The following is a 16,366-nucleotide window of genomic DNA, read 5'->3' as shown; positions in this document are numbered from 1 at the left end:
GGAGTATTTTTTTGGCTGTCATTGATTAATGACAGAAACATCTGTAAAGATTAAATTTGAAGGGGTAGCCTCAAATCTTATTTCAAATAAAACACTTTATGATATTATGTATAAGCAGATGCTTGAAATAGGGATGCCTACGTACACAACTGAAGCAAAAAACATGCTGAAGCTATTTATAAAGACGTTTTCTCCCGAGGTTCAGGCGACAGCATTAGCAGGGTTAAGTAAAAAAGATGCAACACAGCTAAAAGATAAAGTGATTGCTGATAGTATCCCCAATATACTACCAGAATTTATAATGGGTGGCTCTACCGATGTACAGATGTAAGTTGGAATGTTCCAACTGTGCAATGTCCCACAACTTGTATAGCATTGGGTACATGGCGTTGTGTCGCAAGGAGTGATGCCAATTGCTCATAAAGGCATGTTGCAGGCGGCAAAAGCAATGGCTTGTACCGCCATTACATTGATGGACAATCCTGCGTTTATTGAAGAGGCGAAGAAAGAATGGCAAGAGCATCTTGAGGGGAGAAGTATGTTTCATTCATTCCTCAGGATGCTACTCCTCCAAAGTTTTAACAAGGGATTGCTAATTTTTGAATAGAGCCTTCATAGGGTTATTCTATGAAGGCTCTGCTTTTCTTGAAAGGAGAACATAAAGATGTTAGATAACCATACAAAAATAGCACAATGGGTGGAACAGTTTCGCCCTTATGCAAAAGAAGGCAATTGCGCTAGCTATATACCAGCACTGGCCGAAAAAAATCCCAATCAATTAGCGATAGCTGTCATCGGACCAGATGGTAGTGAAATGCGGGCAGGAGATACGACTGAAAGATTTACACTCCAAAGTGTATCTAAAATTGTGACGTTTATTTTAGCTTGTATGGATAAAGGATTGCCATATGTATTAGAGCGTGTTGACGTAGAACCTACTGGTGACACGTTTAATTCTATCGTACGTTTAGAAAGTCATCAGCCTGGAAAGCCTTTTAATCCAATGATTAATGCAGGGGCTATTACAGTTTCTTCGATGCTTTCAGGAGATTCACCACAGGAAAAAATTGATAATTTACTGCGTTTTCTAGAAAAAATGATAGGGAAAAAAGTAAGTGTTAATGAAGAGGTTTTTCAATCGGAATGGCACACGGCTAATCGGAACAGGGCGCTAGCGTACTATTTGATGGCATCTGGTTATTTAGATTGCCCAGTAGAGGAAGCATTAGAGGTTTATTTAAAACAATGTGCCATTGAAATAGACGTTTCGGATATGGCTATGATCGGCTTGATAATTGCCAATGATGGTTATCATCCTCTTTTAAAAACACAACTATTTCCAAAGCAAGTAGCTAAATTAACGAAAGCATTAATGGTGACATGTGGTATGTATAATGCGTCTGGCAAATTTGCAGCGTTTATTGGATTGCCTGCCAAGAGTGGTGTTTCGGGAGCGATTTTAGCTGCTGTGCCTAGCCATGCAGGCTTAGAATCACCATTTCCGACTGGTTGTGGTATCGGCATTTATGGACCTGCCATCGATACAATCGGCAACAGTGTTGCAGGTGTTCATTTACTAAAGCATATCGCTACAGAGTGGAACATGAATATTTTCTAGTGACTATAGAGGTTTCGTGAGTTGGCCCACTTGCCTGAGTGAATGGAAGCGCTCATGTCACAGCTGTTCTTGCGGTAATCCTTGACATGCATATGCACTAAAAATCAGTAGACAAGCACAGTGGCTTGTCTACTGATTTTATTTTCTTTTTACTTTGTAGAGTATAAATAACACGATAAACCATACGGGTGTTAACAGCAGTGCTGTTCGTGTTGCTTCAGAGATGAACATGATTACTAATAAGAAAGCAAAGAAGGCAAGCACCAAATAGTTCACAAATGGTGTCAACGGTGCTTTGAAAATCGATGCTTCATGAAGGGCTCTCTTTTTACGTTTATAGATGATATGAGAGATTAAAATGATACTCCATACCCAAATAAAACAAATAGCACTAATGGTCGTCACGACACTAAAGGCATTCTCTGGCATTAGCTTACTTAATAATGCGCCTACCGATACGACAAATGCAGACACAACAAGTGCATTACTTGGCACACTGTTTTTATTTAATTTTGCAAATGTTGGTGATGCTTGCTTATTGCTACCAAGATTAAAAAGCATGCGACTAGTGGAGAATAGGCCACTATTACCAGCAGAAGCAGCTGATGTTAGCACAACAAAATTAATAATACCTGCTGCAATAGGAATTCCAGCTAGCGTAAATACTTGCACGAATGGGCTACTTGTCGCAGACATTTCATTCCAAGGGTTAATACATAGAAGGACAAATAGGGCACCTACGTAAAAAAGTAAAATCCGTAATGGAATTTTATTGATGGCAGATGGGATGTTTTTTTGTGGATTTGCTGTTTCGGCAGCAGAAACACCGACTAGTTCAACACCTACAAAAGCAAAGACTACCATTTGGAAGGCCATTAGGAAACCGTAGATACCGTTAGGGAAAAATCCACCATGTGCCCAAAGATTTTCCACAGAAACTGTACCAGAGCTTGTTTGGAAGCCAGTAAATAGCATAAATAATCCTATAATAATAAGCGCGACAATCGTCACGACTTTAATAAGTGCAAACCAGAATTCTAGCTCACCAAATAGTTTTACTGTCAGTAAGTTTAAAATTAATAACAGTACTAAACAGCCAATTGCTGGTACCCATTGTGGAATATCAAACCAATATTGTGTATAGACACCGACCGCAATAATATCCGCCATCGCCGTCATAATCCAGCAAAACCAGTATGTCCAACCCGTGACATAGCCTGCCCATGGCCCGATATATTCTGTGGCGAAATCAGTAAATGATGTATAACCTGCATTCGATAATAAAAGTTCACCAAGCGCACGCATAACAAAGAATAGGGCAATTCCGACAATTAGATAGGCGAAAATAATTGATGGTCCTGCTAAGGCGATGGCTTTTCCTGATCCTAAAAATAAGCCTGTGCCTATTGTGCCGCCGATGGCAATTAATTGCACATGACGATTTTTTAATTCGCGTTTTAAGTGTTGTTGTTCCACGTTAACCCCTCCAAAGATGCGTAAAGCGAAGACTGGAAAATAAAAAAGAGACTAGTAGCGACACTAGTCTCGTAAACGTCAGAATAACAAATACCATTTGAGGGTGTTTAATTTAAAAAAATTAAGCTCCATTCGTGTGGTATAGCTTTCATGGTGAAAGTTTGTATTACTCCTCTGTCCTTTTGCCTGAGATAGTGAACCCTTCGGCGACGCATATTGCGCTCTCTCCAGAAATGCTCCTGCTATAGTTTTATCCATAGCATTCATAGCACGTATCGTCGTAAAGACAATACAATATTTTAAGATATTATCCATCCTATCAGTGCTTTCACTATTATTCAAGTATAAAAAATTAGCTATTTTCAGAAAAAAGAAAAATAGCGTGCTGCTTGTTAATTTATTTACACAATGTAGTATTTTTAGACATACTAAAAAAGCTATATTTTGCTACTAGACATGTCCGATTGCATGCTTTACGGGGGAGCGGGTTATAATTTTCCAAGTGGAATGACAGGATAAAAACGAATGGAAGAAGCGGTGAGGTTATTAGCAAAACGAGAATTGTGACAAGGTGAAGTTATTATTACTTAAAAAAACAATTTCAGAAGATAGTCATGTAGCCAATCATAATGTAGCACAGCTATATAAAGAACGACGGGTATGACAAGTTGTGTAGCTACTAAGTCATACAGGCTAATAGCGGGGAGCCTAAAGCTTTTATTGGCAACAAGAAATGTTCGCTCCGAATGAAATGTAATGGCCTCATGATTTTACTCTTTTTGTCCTATGCATGCTCAAGGGCTTGGTGAAAGAGAACTAAATGGTTAGTCGTTAGACAACTACTATTATATAGTAGAAACTCAGAATATTAGAAAAAAGCTAGCAATAAAAAAGTTGCTAGCTCTTTATCAAAAATATAAGCATTCGCGCTGCATCCAGCACACATAAGTCCGTTCAGCTATCAGTTATGGCGCGTTTTACCTACATAGCCGCCGAGCGAACAGTTATTTGAGCAATGAGAACCGCCAATTTAAAAAGTGTGCAAAGGCGCAAATCTTATTGTTTTTTTGTTTTAATTTTACCAGTCCAATTACGGAAGCCGCCTTCAAGCTGGTAAATTTGGTTGTAGCCACGTTTTTTTAGGAATAGTGCAGCACGTGCACTACGACCTGTGTTTTGACAGTATAAATATACTGGTAAATCTGGTCGGATTTCTTTGTAACGTTGACGTAGTGCTGTAGAAGGAACGCTTCGTGCACCAAGAATATGACCTGCCTCGAATTCTTTTTGCTCACGCACATCAATTAGCTGTGCTTTGCGATAGCCTTCAATAAATTGTTCTTGTGTTAAGTTGGTTACGGCTTTTTTTAGGCGCATTGCATTGATACCGATATATGCAATTAGAACTACTAAAATTACACCAATTGTGATAAGTATGTCCAAGATTTTCTTACCCCTTTCTATCTTCTTTATTATTATAAAAGATGCGGTAGCGATAGTCCAATGAGTTTGATAAAATTAACTAGATTGTGGCTAAAAATGATATTTCTTTGTCGGCAGATGCTAAACGTAGCATCAACCACGACAGTCGCTTACATATAGGTAATGTGATTGCTGGCAATAATGCTGTATGATAAAGCCTCTGGTGGAGGTCACAAATTTTGAAAGGATTCGTCACATCGATGCGACAACTACTAATTGATGGTATTGGAAAAACGGCACATCCTGTAGTTTAAGCAGTTTTATTAAGTGATCGACATCGGGTCAGCCTATGTTTAGACCTAAAAAATTCAAAAATTGGACTTACTTATGCAGAGGCGTAATTGATATTTGTAGGAGATGATTGTATGACAACTTGGTATTTTCTAAATTCAGGGAAATGTAGTCCTTCGTTTAATATGGCGCTAGATGAGGCATTGCTCGATTGGCATAGTGAAGGTTTAATTCCTCCAGTGATTCGTTTTTATGAGTGGGAGCCCGCAACACTCTCGATAGGTTATTTTCAGCAAGCGAGAAGAGATATAAATTTAGATGCTGTGCGTCAACAAGGGCTAGGTTTTGTGCGACGTCCAACTGGTGGAAGAGCAGTTTTACACGAACATGAGTTGACATATAGCGTCATTGTCACAGAAAGCTATCCAAATATGCCGGAATCGGTAACAGAGGCCTATCGTGTTCTGAGCGAGGGGATTTTACAGGGCTTTCATAATTTAGGGATGGATGCATATTTTAGTGTGCCTGACACAGAAGAAAAAAAGGCTGACTTGAAGCAACCAAAAAGTGCAGTATGTTTTGATGCACCAAGTTGGTATGAGCTTGTCGTAGAAGGGAAAAAAATAGCGGGTAGTGCACAAACGCGTCAAAAAGGTGTCATTTTACAGCATGGTGCGATTTTACTGGATCTCGATGAAGAGAAACTACTGTCAGTGTTTAACTTTTCTAGTGACGAGGCGAAAGAACGCATGCGTAAAAAGCTGCCAGAGAAGGCTGTTGCCATTAATAGCCTTGTGAACGAACCTGTTTCCATTGAACAATGTGTGACAGCTTTTCGAGATGGTTTTGCAAAATCGTTGCAAATTGAATTAAAACCATTTACACTTTCTGAGGAGCAATTAGAATATGTACGAGCACTTGAAGAAAAAAAATATGCACATGATGATTGGAACTTCAAAAAGTAAAAAATGGTATAAGAAAAATATTTTTTTATCGTTTAAACCTTGTGATGACAAGCAGTACTGATTCTAGTCAAAATTGCAAGAGTTGAATTAAAAAACTATATATAGTATCTTTTGTTAAGAAACATACACAATATGTAGTGTTTAACGACACATGATATTGTGTATTTATTATTGTAAGCAGAACATAAGGGAGGCAAAACGATGGTACTCACAAATCATCAACCCGAAGTAAACAAACAAATTGAACAGTTAAACAAAGATATTGAACAATTTCCACAGGTTCACCCCGTAACCCCTGATATGCACATTACGCATAAAGGTGTTTCTAGACTTGTAATGATCGATCGCTATTCATTTAAGGATACGGAGAAGAAAACACTTAAAGCTGGTGATTTCGTTGTCTTAACAGTAAAAGCAGATCCAAAATTCCCTGCACGTGGTTTAGGGACTATTCAAAAGATCGATTTGTCTACAAAAACAGCAGATATTTTGATTGAAGAAGACTACCGTAGCGCTTTAGATGATCCAAAAGAGCAAGGAACGGGTGTGATTACGCGTTCAATTGACGTGTTAGAAAAGCCTCTTGAAATTTTTTATGAGCAAATTGCCAAGCGTAATGCAACAGGGCTTGCCTCAGTTGAAAAAACAACTGAAAAACGCCAGGAATGGTTTGAAAGATTTTATGAGCAACTTGTATCATTGAAATTTATCCCAGCTGGACGTGTGATTTATGGAGCAGGTTCTGAAACAGATGTAACATTCTTCAATTGTTACGTAATGCCGTTTGTTGCGGATTCACGTGAAGGAATCAGTGATCACCGTAAGCAAGTAATGGAAATTATGAGCCGTGGTGGTGGTGTAGGGACAAACGGTTCGACACTTCGTCCACGTAATACGTTAGCACGTGGTGTGAACGGAAAATCATCTGGTTCGGTTTCATGGTTAGATGATATTGCCAAACTGACTCACCTTGTGGAACAAGGGGGATCACGTCGTGGTGCTCAAATGATTATGTTAGCAGATTGGCACCCTGATATTGTGGAATTTATCATTTCCAAAATGCAAAATCCACGTATTCTACGATACTTAATTGAAAACACGACGGACAAGTCGATTATCCGTCTAGCTAAAGAAAAGTTAAACTTTAAGCCTTTATCACAGCAAGATGAAGCAATGTATCAAGGTATTGTTAATTACAAAAATATCGAAGGCTTAGGTGGATTTGATGCTGCGATTATCCGTGATGCAGAAAATAAACTACGCGACGGTGGTACGTTTACAGTCCATAACTCAGAGTTTTTAACTGGCGCGAATATCTCCGTAACATTGACAAAAGAATTTATGGAAGCTGTTGAAAAGGACGCTGATTTTGAGCTACGTTTCCCAGCTGTTGAAGAATATACAAAAGAAGAAATGGCTGTCTACAATACAGAATGGCATAAGGTTGGCGACGTGCGAGAATGGGAGAAGTTGGGCTACAAAGTACGCACATACCGTACGATTAAAGCGAAAGAGCTTTGGAATTTAATCAATGTATGTGCAACTTACTCTGCAGAACCAGGTATCTTCTTTATTGATAATGCAAACGACATGACAAATGCCAAGGCGTATGGACAAAGCGTTGTTGCAACAAACCCATGTGGGGAACAACCACTTGCCCCTTATTCGGTATGTAATTTAGCAGCTGTGAATTTAGCGCAGTTTGCCAATAAAGAGGACCAAACAATTGATTATGAAGCATTGCGTGAAACGGTACGCGTAGGTGTACGTATGCAGGATAATGTCATCGACGCAACACCTTATTTCCTAGAGGAAAACCGCGTACAAGCATTAGGTGAGAGACGCGTTGGTTTAGGGGTAATGGGCTTAGCAGATTTACTCATCTATTGTGAAAAAGAATATGGCTCAGAGGGAGGAAATGCACTTGTTGATGAAATCTTTAAAACAATTGCAGAAACTGCTTATGAGGCTTCAACAGAACTAGCAAAAGAACGTGGTAGCTTCCCATTCTTAGTAGGTGCGACAGCGGAAGAAACTGCACGTTTACGTAAAGCCTTCACTGAAACAGGCTTCATGCAAAAAATGCCAGCGCATATCAGAGAGCAAATTTTAGCAACAGGTATTCGAAACTCGCATTTACTGACTGTAGCGCCTACAGGTTCTACTGGAACGATGGTAGGAGTAGCAACAGGTCTTGAACCTTACTTCTCATTCACATATTACCGTTCAGGTCGCTTAGGTAAATTCATCGAGGTTAAAGCAGAAATCGTACAGGAATACTTAGATAGTCATCCAGAAGTAAGTGCTGACGAGTTACCTTCATGGTTCGTATCATCGATGGAATTAAAACCAGAGGCTCATGCGGATGTACAATGTATCATTCAAAAATGGATTGATTCATCGATTTCGAAAACGGTAAATGCTCCAAGAGGCTATACCGTACAACAGGTAGAAAAAGTATATGAACGTCTATATAAAGGTGGCGCTAAAGGTGGTACGGTTTATGTAGATGGTAGCCGTGACTCACAAGTACTTACGCTGAAAGCCGAAGAAAATGATATGGATCAACTATCATTTGAAGAAGAATTAGTAGAAGAACACACAAAGCGTCCAGTCGTATTAGTCGATACGATTCAAGCGCTAGCGTCAACGACAGTTATTGGCTCTGACGTTGGAAATACATGCCCAGTATGTCGTAAAGGAACAGTCGAAGAAATGGGTGGCTGTAACACATGTACAAACTGTGGTGCACAGCTTAAATGTGGTTTATAAAATTATGAAAAAGGTCTATATATAGATTTACCATAAATTGCACCGTTTTACCCCTTTAGATATAATGATCTAAAGGGGTGTTTTTATGTCAAAAAGAACGAGAACATCTAAAGTTGAAAAGTGGATTAAGGAAGGTCGAGGTTCGGGTATTGGAGTAGACTATAAGTCATGGCTAAACATTCAGGACGTTTCCTCATTAGGAAGATCCACCCGTCTTAGAGAAATTAAAACCGACAGCATGAATTTCTATCAGATTTGGAACGAGACTACTTTTATTTAACAGAATATTCTGATTTTTTTGTTGTTGATATTCGAGAACAATACCCATTATTACCGTTGGAAGAAACAATTGTTATTGCAGATGAATTAGGTCTTAAACATCCTACAGACCCAAAAACAATTGAGCCAGATGTGATGACAACGGATTTTTTATTAACAGTATTCGAAATTATTATCATCTCCTACATTTTCTCAATATGATACAGATGTTAAATCAAGTTACCGAAATTCTGCGTGTGGTCCAACTACTATAGCAGTTATTCTACAATACTGGCATGATTCAAAAAGTAAATCAAAATTACAAGTTTTTAACAGTGGTTATTCAACTAAAGGGGCATTTATTAATAGCATGTATGCTAATCGTGGTGGCACTTCCTATGGTATGAGTGTAAATGGTGTGCGTTCAGGTCTAGAAAATGAAGCGATTGCAAGAGGATATTCAGCTTCATCAAGTAGTTTTAATAATTTTTTCTCATATAAGACTGAAATAGATAATAATAGACCGCTTGCAGTAAAATTTGATAAATACTTTACTCTTTTTGAACCTAATGCAGATTATGCATATGATTATCACTGGACACCTGGACTTGGATATATCTACGCTTCCACAGGTACAATGTTAAGAGTTCAAACGTTAGCTCCTAATAGTACGATACGTGATATAAACTATAACGTTAACTCTGCAATTATATCGATGGTGAGTTTTTCAATTAATAATTAATTGTATTATTATAAATTTTCTTTATTGTTAAATTGGTAGGTAAAGACACTAAAATTGAATTTTTATAGTTTGAAAAATTGTAATTATTAATAAATATAGTCTTGATACTTGATATGGCGGAAGGAGAGGAAAATGAAAAAAAAATAATTATCTTTAATCTATTATTTTGTATAGTAGTTATTTTTGTTAATTACAATTATTTTAATTCTAAATCTCGAAACGCTATCGTATACAACTATGTGGAAAACTATATTGAAACTAACTATGGTATTGGTAGAGAAGATTTAAAATCTGAAGAAAGCAATTACCTAAGAGGAATGGGGTTGTTTGCAATAGAAGTTAAAGATATAGTAACTAAAAAAAATTACTTTTTTGAAGTGGATATTAGAGATGACTATTCATTAATTTATATAAAAGATCTTACTGAGGTTCATCGTAAAAATCAAGCTGATTAAAGAAAGTTTATTTCAACAGGTATCAGCAATATTTTGAGGAAGATATAAATTTTTACAATACAACAATATATCCTGACTTATAAAGCATTCTTGAGAGAGTGCTTTTTTATTATGTTTAAAATTAACTGAATCAATTTCATAAATCATCTTTTTCAAAATTTTAGAAGGCTGCTAAATCGATACCTGCATTTTAAGAGAGGAAAAGGGATAGGAATTTGTTGAAGATTAGATCACAGAAAATGATCAAACTTTTTTATAAAAATTAAACAATACTTCACAGAGGAAGAATCCGTTTTGATCAATCTTTTTTCAAAACGGGTTCTATTAATTTAACGTAAGATGTGGGTTTAAGAGGTGTTTTTGATCAAACTTTATTTTAAGCCTACGCTATATATAGATTTACCATAAATTGCACCGTTTTACCCCTTGATATAATTATCTAAAGGGGTGTTTTTATGTCGAAAAGAAAAAACATCTGAGATTGAACAGTGGATACACAAGGTTGAGTCGCAGTCAGGTGATTGCTCGCGTCAACAGCAAGAATTTTTTACGCAGTCTCTATTTCAGAAGGGGACAAGATAGCCGAGGGAATTAGCTTAATACTGTCATGCTTGATACTGAGGCAAAATTGAACAGGTTTTCTATCAGTTAAGGATTAGGGCAGTCCCAAAAGCCATGGAAAATTGGCTGAGGGGTTGCCCCTTTTTATGTCAAGAAAACCAAAAAGAAACCATCCTTTGCTAAAATGGAAGTACCACCCACAACGCACAAAAGGAGAGACAAGTATTTCAAACTTACAAAAATTGAACATTAATGATTACCCAACCTCTGGCATGGTCCTCCATTAAAGGGCGCTTAAATAAGGGAAATATCATAGATTATACTTTTTTATAAAAGAATGATTCAAAAATTATAGTAAGAGCGTGTTTGATTAATCTTATCAATCTTTATGAAAAAGGGAATAGCTATGAGGCAATCGAGAAGAAATCTTTAGGAGATATATGTAATAATATTAGGAAAAAGGTGGTATGCGATATGAAAATTCATCGAATAGATCATGTGGGTATAATCGTCAATGATCTTCCTGCCGTTAAAGCGTTTTTTCTTGACTTTGGCCTTGAAATGCTAGGTGAAGGAAAAGTGGAAGGCGAGTGGGTGGAGCGGATGGAGCGGATAATAGGACTTCCAAACGATAAGGAAGTTGCCGAGTTGCAAAAGTCAAATGGTGAAGCAAATATAGAACTAGTAATGTTGCGAACGCCAGACGGTGACGCAAATATAGAATTAGTAAAATTTCACTCACCATTAGATGAAAATGGCATACAGCGTTCTGTAACAAATACTCAGGGTATCCAGCATATTGCCTTTGCTGTTGAAGATATTGAAGCTCTTGTTACCAAATTGACAAAGAAGGGCGCTGGACTTATTGGTGATATATATAACTACGAAAACGTTTATAAATTATGCTACATTCGCGGGCCTGAAGGAATTATTTTGGAGCTGGCTGAGGAAATCAAATAAAATAGACAATCTTTTATAAAAACAGCAAATTCGTTGATAAGAAAAGAAACCACTTGATTAATCTTTGAACTGAACCCCGAATAGTGGACACTTTAAAAAGTGACCCTATTCGGGTTTTTTTGTTCATTTCACTAAAAAACCCGTTATACTGAACTATACGAAATTAAGAACGGGAGAAATTAGCATGAGTAAAATCATTTTTAACGTATATCAAATACGACAAATAGAAGCAAATCGATTTGTAGCATCTGTATCAGATCGTTCTATTCAATATACACCGGAATTTAAAATTTTTGCGGTCAAAGAAAATCTAGCTGGAAAGGGACCAGTACAAATCTTTAAAGAAAACGGATTTGATTTAGAAGTGATTGGTGTGGAAAAAGCAAGATCATCGATTAAACGATGGAGAGCATCTTTTAAAACTCATGGAGAACAAGCATTTTCGGAGGAAAGACGCGGAAAAGGAGGTTCTGGTCGACCAAAGAAAGAAAACCTATCGGCTGAAAAGAAATTAGAAAAAGCAGAGGTACGTATTCGTTTACTTGAAGCTGAATTAACACTGTTAAAAAAGCTAGACGAGATGGAAAGGCAGGCAAAGAAACGGCAATTTTAATGCCAAGGGAAAAGTATCAAGCAATTAATGATACCATTCGACTGTATCAGTTGAAAAATATGACACGTTATTTATGTTATTTGGCAAATGTAAGCCCCAGTGGTTATTATAAATGGCTCCAAAATAGTGAGAAACAAGCGATACGTGAAGAAGCAGATTTTCAGGACTACGTCCTATTAAAAAAGATTTATGATGCGTCAAAAGGAAAAGTGGGTTATCGAGGACTTTACATGGCACTAGAAGAACTACTTGAAGTCCCGATGAATCATAAAAAAATTCTACGATTAATGCGTAAATTCAATCTATATTCGAAAGTAAGACGTGCAAACCCTTATCGAAATCTTGCCAAAGCTACAGAAATCCATCGTCAAGTACCTAATCATCTAAATCGTGATTTTCATCAAACAGAGCCAGGCAAAGTGTTTTTAACAGATATTACGTATTTACAATACCGTGGCGGACAAACAGCGTATTTATCGTGTATAAAGGATGTTGCAACACGAGAAATCGTTGCATATGACGTATCGACAAGTTTACGCATGGAGTTTGTTTATCGTACGCTAAAGAAATTAGAAGAGCATATCAATGACAATTTACATCCAGAAGCGATGATTCATTCAGATCAAGGTTTTCATTATACACACCCAGCATTTCAAAAATGCGTCAAAGAAATGGGATTACTTCAGTCAATGTCTCGCCGAGGAAACTGCCTAGATAATTCGCCAATGGAATCATTCTTTGGGCATTTTAAAGATGAAATAGACTATAAAGAAGCTGAAAGCTTAGCAGAATTAGAATATATGGTAGATAATTATATGGAGCACTACAACAATACAAGAAAGCAATGGACATTAAAAAAAATGACTCCGGCAGCATACCGAAGTCATCTAATCGCTGTTTAATGTAGAGAATGGTCTTTTATTAAACTGTCTACTTTATAGGGTTCAGTTCACTTTTTTTTCCAAATGGTTTCTTTTCTTTGATTATTTTAGAATTTAAGCGAAAAATGAGCGCGTAAAGATGAAATTAATATTTAAGTAGGACTTATTAGGATTGCTATAGAATACTTAATGAAAGGGGGAAGGTGTATGTCGAGTTTACCAATTATAGTGGCACCCATGTTTTTAGTATCTAACCCAGCGATGGTGATTGAAGCAAGTAAGGCAGGGGCTATCGGTTCGTTTCCATTATTGAATGCTAGACCAGCAACAGTTTGTGCTGAATGGTTACAGAACATTAAAGAGGCGCTACCAACAGAGCCGTGGGCGGTCAATTTCATTTGCCATCCTGTAGCGAATGCGCGCTTTGAAGAGGATTTGCAGTTAATTGAAAGACATCAACCACCGATTGTTATTACATCACTGGGTCATCCGAAGCGTGTCATTGAAATTGTGCATGGCTATGGTGGAAAAGTCTATGCCGATGTAGCGAATGTCAAGCATGCTGAGAAATCAGCGGCCACTGGCGTGGATGGTCTAATACTTGTTTGTGCAGGTGCAGGAGGACATGGTGGTCAACTAAATCCATTTGGCTTTGTATCTGCTGTGAAAAAGTTTTTTAAGGGTACAATTATTTTATCGGGCTCTATGTCAAGCGGTGCAGACGTGTTGGCTGCACAAATTATTGGCGCCGATTACGCTTATATGGGGACACGTTTTTTAGCTTGTGATGAGGGCGATGCACCAGAAGATTATAAAAAGATGGTGATTGACAGTAAGACAGATGACATTTTATATACGGATGCCTTTAGTGGCGTGCATGTGAATGTCTTAATTCCTTCGCTATTAAAGGAAGGGATTGATCCATCTACGTTAAAGCCGAGAGAAGATATTGATTTAAGCCATCTTGTAAATGCCAAGGCTTGGCGAGATATCTGGTCAGCGGGTCATGGCGTTACAAATATCCAACAGCGAGAGTCAGTTCGAGAAATATGCGGGACATTGCAAGAGGAGTATGAGGCGGCGAAGCAACAAATCATTGCTGTGCAGCCTCAATAAGTGGAACTTAAAGTAGAAAAGCAAGAGAAATCATGTATGAATGATTTCTCCTGCTTTTTAGTCGTGATTTAAGGTTGCCGCGATTTCTGGCTGTTGTTCGACCTGACGAAGCATATTAAATGAAGCGATGGCAACTTCTACTTGGTCGTCTTTTGGTTCTCTTGTTGTTAATAATTGCAGCCATAAACCTGGATAACCAAGGAAGCGTAACACAGGTAAGTTACGGCAGGCATTTGTTGCTTGTAGTACTTCAAATGATACGCCGAGTACAACAGGAATTAATAAAATGCGGTCTACAATACGTAACCAAAGTGGATCAGTTGGTACGAAGAAATATAAAAACATGCCGACGAACACAGTAAATAGCATGAAACTACTACCGCAACGATAATGTAAACGAGATTGTGCTTGTACATTTGCAACTGTTACTTCCATACCAGCTTCATAGCAATTGATAACTTTATGTTCCGCACCGTGATATTGAAAGACTCGTTTTATGATGGGTGTTAATGAAATAAAGTACAAATAAGTAAGGAGTAGTATAAGCTTAATACCACTTTCCAATAAGATTTGGCCTGTTTTGCCTTCTATCCAATTGGAGAAAAAGTCTGCAATAAATACTGGGATTAATGTAAAGGCAAATTTGCCAAATAAAAAGGATAGTATCCCAACTACAGCAACCCCTAAAATCATTTGCAGCTTAGAGCCTTCCTCTACTTTTTCCTCTTCCTCGCCAGGTGTCACATCGTAGCGATCTCCTGAAAACTGCATATGGCGTGAACCTAAACCAGCGGATTCAATAAGTGCAACAACACCTCGTACAAAAGGAATTTTTTTTAGTTTTTGTAGAATTGGTTTTTGAACTTTTTTGAAATGATAATAATCAATGGAATCATCGTTACGGCGAATGGCTGTAATCGTATGTTCCTTTCCTCCGAACATCACACCTTCTAATTGTGCTTGTCCCCCGTATACAGGTGAATTGCTCAAGGCTAACACCACTCTCTTTATATATTTCAACTGTACCATTGTACTAAATTTAGTGAAAAACCTCTAGAGGAACGCATAGTAAATTTTCTATATGGCTACACTAAACGTATAATTTTGATTTATTTGAATGCTTGAATGCAACGTTCATGTAGTAGCTTACGAAACGCTCGGGTCAACGCGAGAAGCGCTCAGGAGCAACGGAGGAAAGCTCGGGTCAACGCGAGAAACGCTCAGGTGCAAAGATTTTGTGCTCGGGCGCTCGACTCCATAGCCTATAACGCTTGGGTAATAGTGTAAAACATTTAAATTTAGGAGGGGTATGCTTGAAAGTAGCGAGTATAACATCAATTGTAAGTGCATTTGTTCTAGCATTATGCTTGAGAGGGCTTCACTTCTTTCATTTAATTGATTGGAATCCGATAGGTTTTTATAAGAAGTGGGAGCTCTTTGAAGATAGTTCTAAATTGTTTCAATGGAGTTTTCTAACTTTCATCCTGTTCTTATTCGGCTTCTTTTTGTTTATTACTTTGCGTTATGTCCATATTATACCGGCGGTTCTGACATCTTTTTTATTGGGTCTTATTTTTACGATCACATTAGAATGGATTGTCCTAGATTTACCTTTACAGCCCGCTTCTTTTAAAAAATTATCAATTCCCTTTATGGTAGTAGTTATTTGTTTATTGCGATTCTTACTTGAAACAGCAAATTTCCACCAGAAAGAGCATACTGCACAAAAAGGAAATTAGTTGCCGTATGCAACGGGTATGATAAAATAAAGTGCAAGTACATAGAAAGAGGCGAATATTGCGTGAAGTTATTATGTTTAAATGGGCCTAACCTAAATCGGCTTGGTAAACGAGAACCACATATTTACGGACATGAAACGTTAGATGATGTAAAAAATAATGTTCAACAACTTGCGGCATCACTAGGAGCAACAGTTGAGTTTCGACAATCCAATCACGAAGGAGTGCTAGTTGATTGGGTGCATGAAGCAGAGGACGAAAAATATGATGGTATTATCTTTAATCCTGGTGCTTATACACATACGAGCATTGCATTACATGATGCAATTGCAGGAATTTCAGTGCCAGTTATAGAGGTACATATTTCAAATATCCATAAACGCGAGGCTTTCCGCCATCATTCTTATCTTGCACCAGCTTGCATTGGCCAGATTTGTGGACTAGGTACAAAAGGCTATGAGCTAGCATTACGCACATTCATCGAAGGGGAGAACTAA

14 protein-coding genes, 3 pseudogenes and 1 riboswitch are annotated in these 16,366 nt (G+C 37.7%); of the genes and pseudogenes, 14 read left to right on the top strand and 3 right to left on the bottom strand.

Annotation, left to right across the window (positions count from 1 at the left end; translation table 11 throughout):
* The first annotated feature begins 28 nt into the window (after nucleotides 1-28).
* The 3 genes from C9J31_RS14525 to C9J31_RS14515 all read left to right on the top strand — a co-directional run bounded on the left by C9J31_RS14525 (nucleotide 29) and on the right by C9J31_RS14515 (nucleotide 1,618).
* Nucleotides 29-331 (top strand): zinc-binding metallopeptidase family protein, encoded by a 303-nt coding sequence (locus C9J31_RS14525; RefSeq protein ID WP_193767155.1) that lies wholly within the window; start codon nucleotides 29-31, stop codon nucleotides 329-331.
* A 75-nt stretch (nucleotides 332-406) separates the two neighbouring features.
* Nucleotides 407-607, top strand: coding sequence for a hypothetical protein (locus tag C9J31_RS14520; RefSeq protein ID WP_193767232.1), 201 nt, complete (start codon nucleotides 407-409; stop codon nucleotides 605-607).
* 57 nt (nucleotides 608-664) lie between these two features.
* Nucleotides 665-1,618, top strand: a complete 954-nt coding sequence (locus tag C9J31_RS14515) for a glutaminase (protein ID WP_107924626.1) — start codon at nucleotides 665-667, stop codon at nucleotides 1,616-1,618.
* A gap of 138 nt (nucleotides 1,619-1,756) precedes the next feature.
* Here C9J31_RS14515 and C9J31_RS14510 read toward each other — a convergent pair whose 3' ends face one another.
* A complete protein-coding gene (locus C9J31_RS14510) occupies nucleotides 1,757-3,094 on the bottom strand; it encodes an amino acid permease (protein ID WP_107951122.1) in 1,338 nt (445 codons plus the stop codon).
* A gap of 164 nt (nucleotides 3,095-3,258) precedes the next feature.
* A riboswitch (glycine riboswitch) is annotated at nucleotides 3,259-3,335 on the bottom strand.
* 815 nt (nucleotides 3,336-4,150) lie between these two features.
* Complete coding sequence (locus C9J31_RS14505) at nucleotides 4,151-4,537, bottom strand: rhodanese-like domain-containing protein (protein ID WP_107924628.1); 387 nt, start codon at nucleotides 4,535-4,537, stop codon at nucleotides 4,151-4,153.
* 404 nt (nucleotides 4,538-4,941) lie between these two features.
* On the opposite strand from C9J31_RS14505, the gene C9J31_RS14500 reads away from it, so the two are divergent.
* From C9J31_RS14500 to C9J31_RS14460, 9 genes and pseudogenes are all read left to right on the top strand, one after another.
* Entirely contained in the window at nucleotides 4,942-5,772 is an 831-nt protein-coding gene (locus tag C9J31_RS14500; RefSeq protein ID WP_193767153.1) for a lipoate--protein ligase family protein, read from the top strand.
* Between the two features lie 201 nt (nucleotides 5,773-5,973).
* A complete protein-coding gene (locus C9J31_RS14495; protein ID WP_107951121.1) occupies nucleotides 5,974-8,544 on the top strand; it encodes a vitamin B12-dependent ribonucleotide reductase in 2,571 nt (856 codons plus the stop codon).
* Nucleotides 8,545-8,629: 85 nt separating this feature from the next.
* A pseudogene (locus tag C9J31_RS24140) lies at nucleotides 8,630-8,985 on the top strand (PDDEXK family nuclease); the annotation flags it as partial.
* Nucleotides 8,986-9,064: 79 nt separating this feature from the next.
* Nucleotides 9,065-9,544: pseudogene (locus C9J31_RS14485) on the top strand (hypothetical protein); the annotation flags it as partial.
* Nucleotides 9,545-9,657: 113 nt separating this feature from the next.
* The gene (locus C9J31_RS23735) at nucleotides 9,658-9,999 is read left to right on the top strand and encodes a histidine kinase (protein ID WP_107951119.1); all 342 of its coding nucleotides are present in this window, start codon (nucleotides 9,658-9,660) and stop codon (nucleotides 9,997-9,999) included.
* A gap of 505 nt (nucleotides 10,000-10,504) precedes the next feature.
* A pseudogene (locus C9J31_RS14475) lies at nucleotides 10,505-10,594 on the top strand (DUF2785 domain-containing protein); the annotation flags it as partial.
* 440 nt (nucleotides 10,595-11,034) lie between these two features.
* Nucleotides 11,035-11,520, top strand: a complete 486-nt coding sequence (locus tag C9J31_RS14470) for a VOC family protein (RefSeq protein ID WP_107951118.1) — start codon at nucleotides 11,035-11,037, stop codon at nucleotides 11,518-11,520.
* Between the two features lie 184 nt (nucleotides 11,521-11,704).
* Nucleotides 11,705-13,035, top strand: a protein-coding gene (locus C9J31_RS14465) for an IS3 family transposase (RefSeq protein WP_211634920.1) whose coding sequence is annotated in 2 segments (ribosomal slippage) — nucleotides 11,705-12,083 and nucleotides 12,083-13,035 — 1,332 coding nt in all. Because the reading frame shifts where the segments join, the coding sequence is not laid out codon by codon here.
* 186 nt (nucleotides 13,036-13,221) lie between these two features.
* Nucleotides 13,222-14,130, top strand: coding sequence for an NAD(P)H-dependent flavin oxidoreductase (locus tag C9J31_RS14460; RefSeq protein ID WP_107949401.1), 909 nt, complete (start codon nucleotides 13,222-13,224; stop codon nucleotides 14,128-14,130).
* 57 nt (nucleotides 14,131-14,187) lie between these two features.
* On the opposite strand, the gene C9J31_RS14455 is transcribed toward C9J31_RS14460, so the two are convergent.
* Complete coding sequence (locus C9J31_RS14455; RefSeq protein WP_193767063.1) at nucleotides 14,188-15,159, bottom strand: DUF1385 domain-containing protein; 972 nt, start codon at nucleotides 15,157-15,159, stop codon at nucleotides 14,188-14,190.
* A gap of 284 nt (nucleotides 15,160-15,443) precedes the next feature.
* Here C9J31_RS14455 and C9J31_RS14450 point away from each other — a divergent pair, with 284 nt between their 5' ends.
* Together C9J31_RS14450 and aroQ are read left to right on the top strand one after the other, a co-directional pair.
* Complete coding sequence (locus C9J31_RS14450; protein ID WP_107924638.1) at nucleotides 15,444-15,869, top strand: hypothetical protein; 426 nt, start codon at nucleotides 15,444-15,446, stop codon at nucleotides 15,867-15,869.
* Nucleotides 15,870-15,931: 62 nt separating this feature from the next.
* The gene (aroQ, locus tag C9J31_RS14445; RefSeq protein ID WP_107924639.1) at nucleotides 15,932-16,366 is read left to right on the top strand and encodes a type II 3-dehydroquinate dehydratase; all 435 of its coding nucleotides are present in this window, start codon (nucleotides 15,932-15,934) and stop codon (nucleotides 16,364-16,366) included.

Source organism: Lysinibacillus parviboronicapiens (genome assembly GCF_003049605.2).
Lineage (GTDB): Bacteria > Bacillota > Bacilli > Bacillales_A > Planococcaceae > Lysinibacillus > Lysinibacillus parviboronicapiens.
The sequence above is the reverse complement of the archived record's forward strand: the minus strand, read 5'-3'. Positions and strand labels throughout refer to the sequence as shown.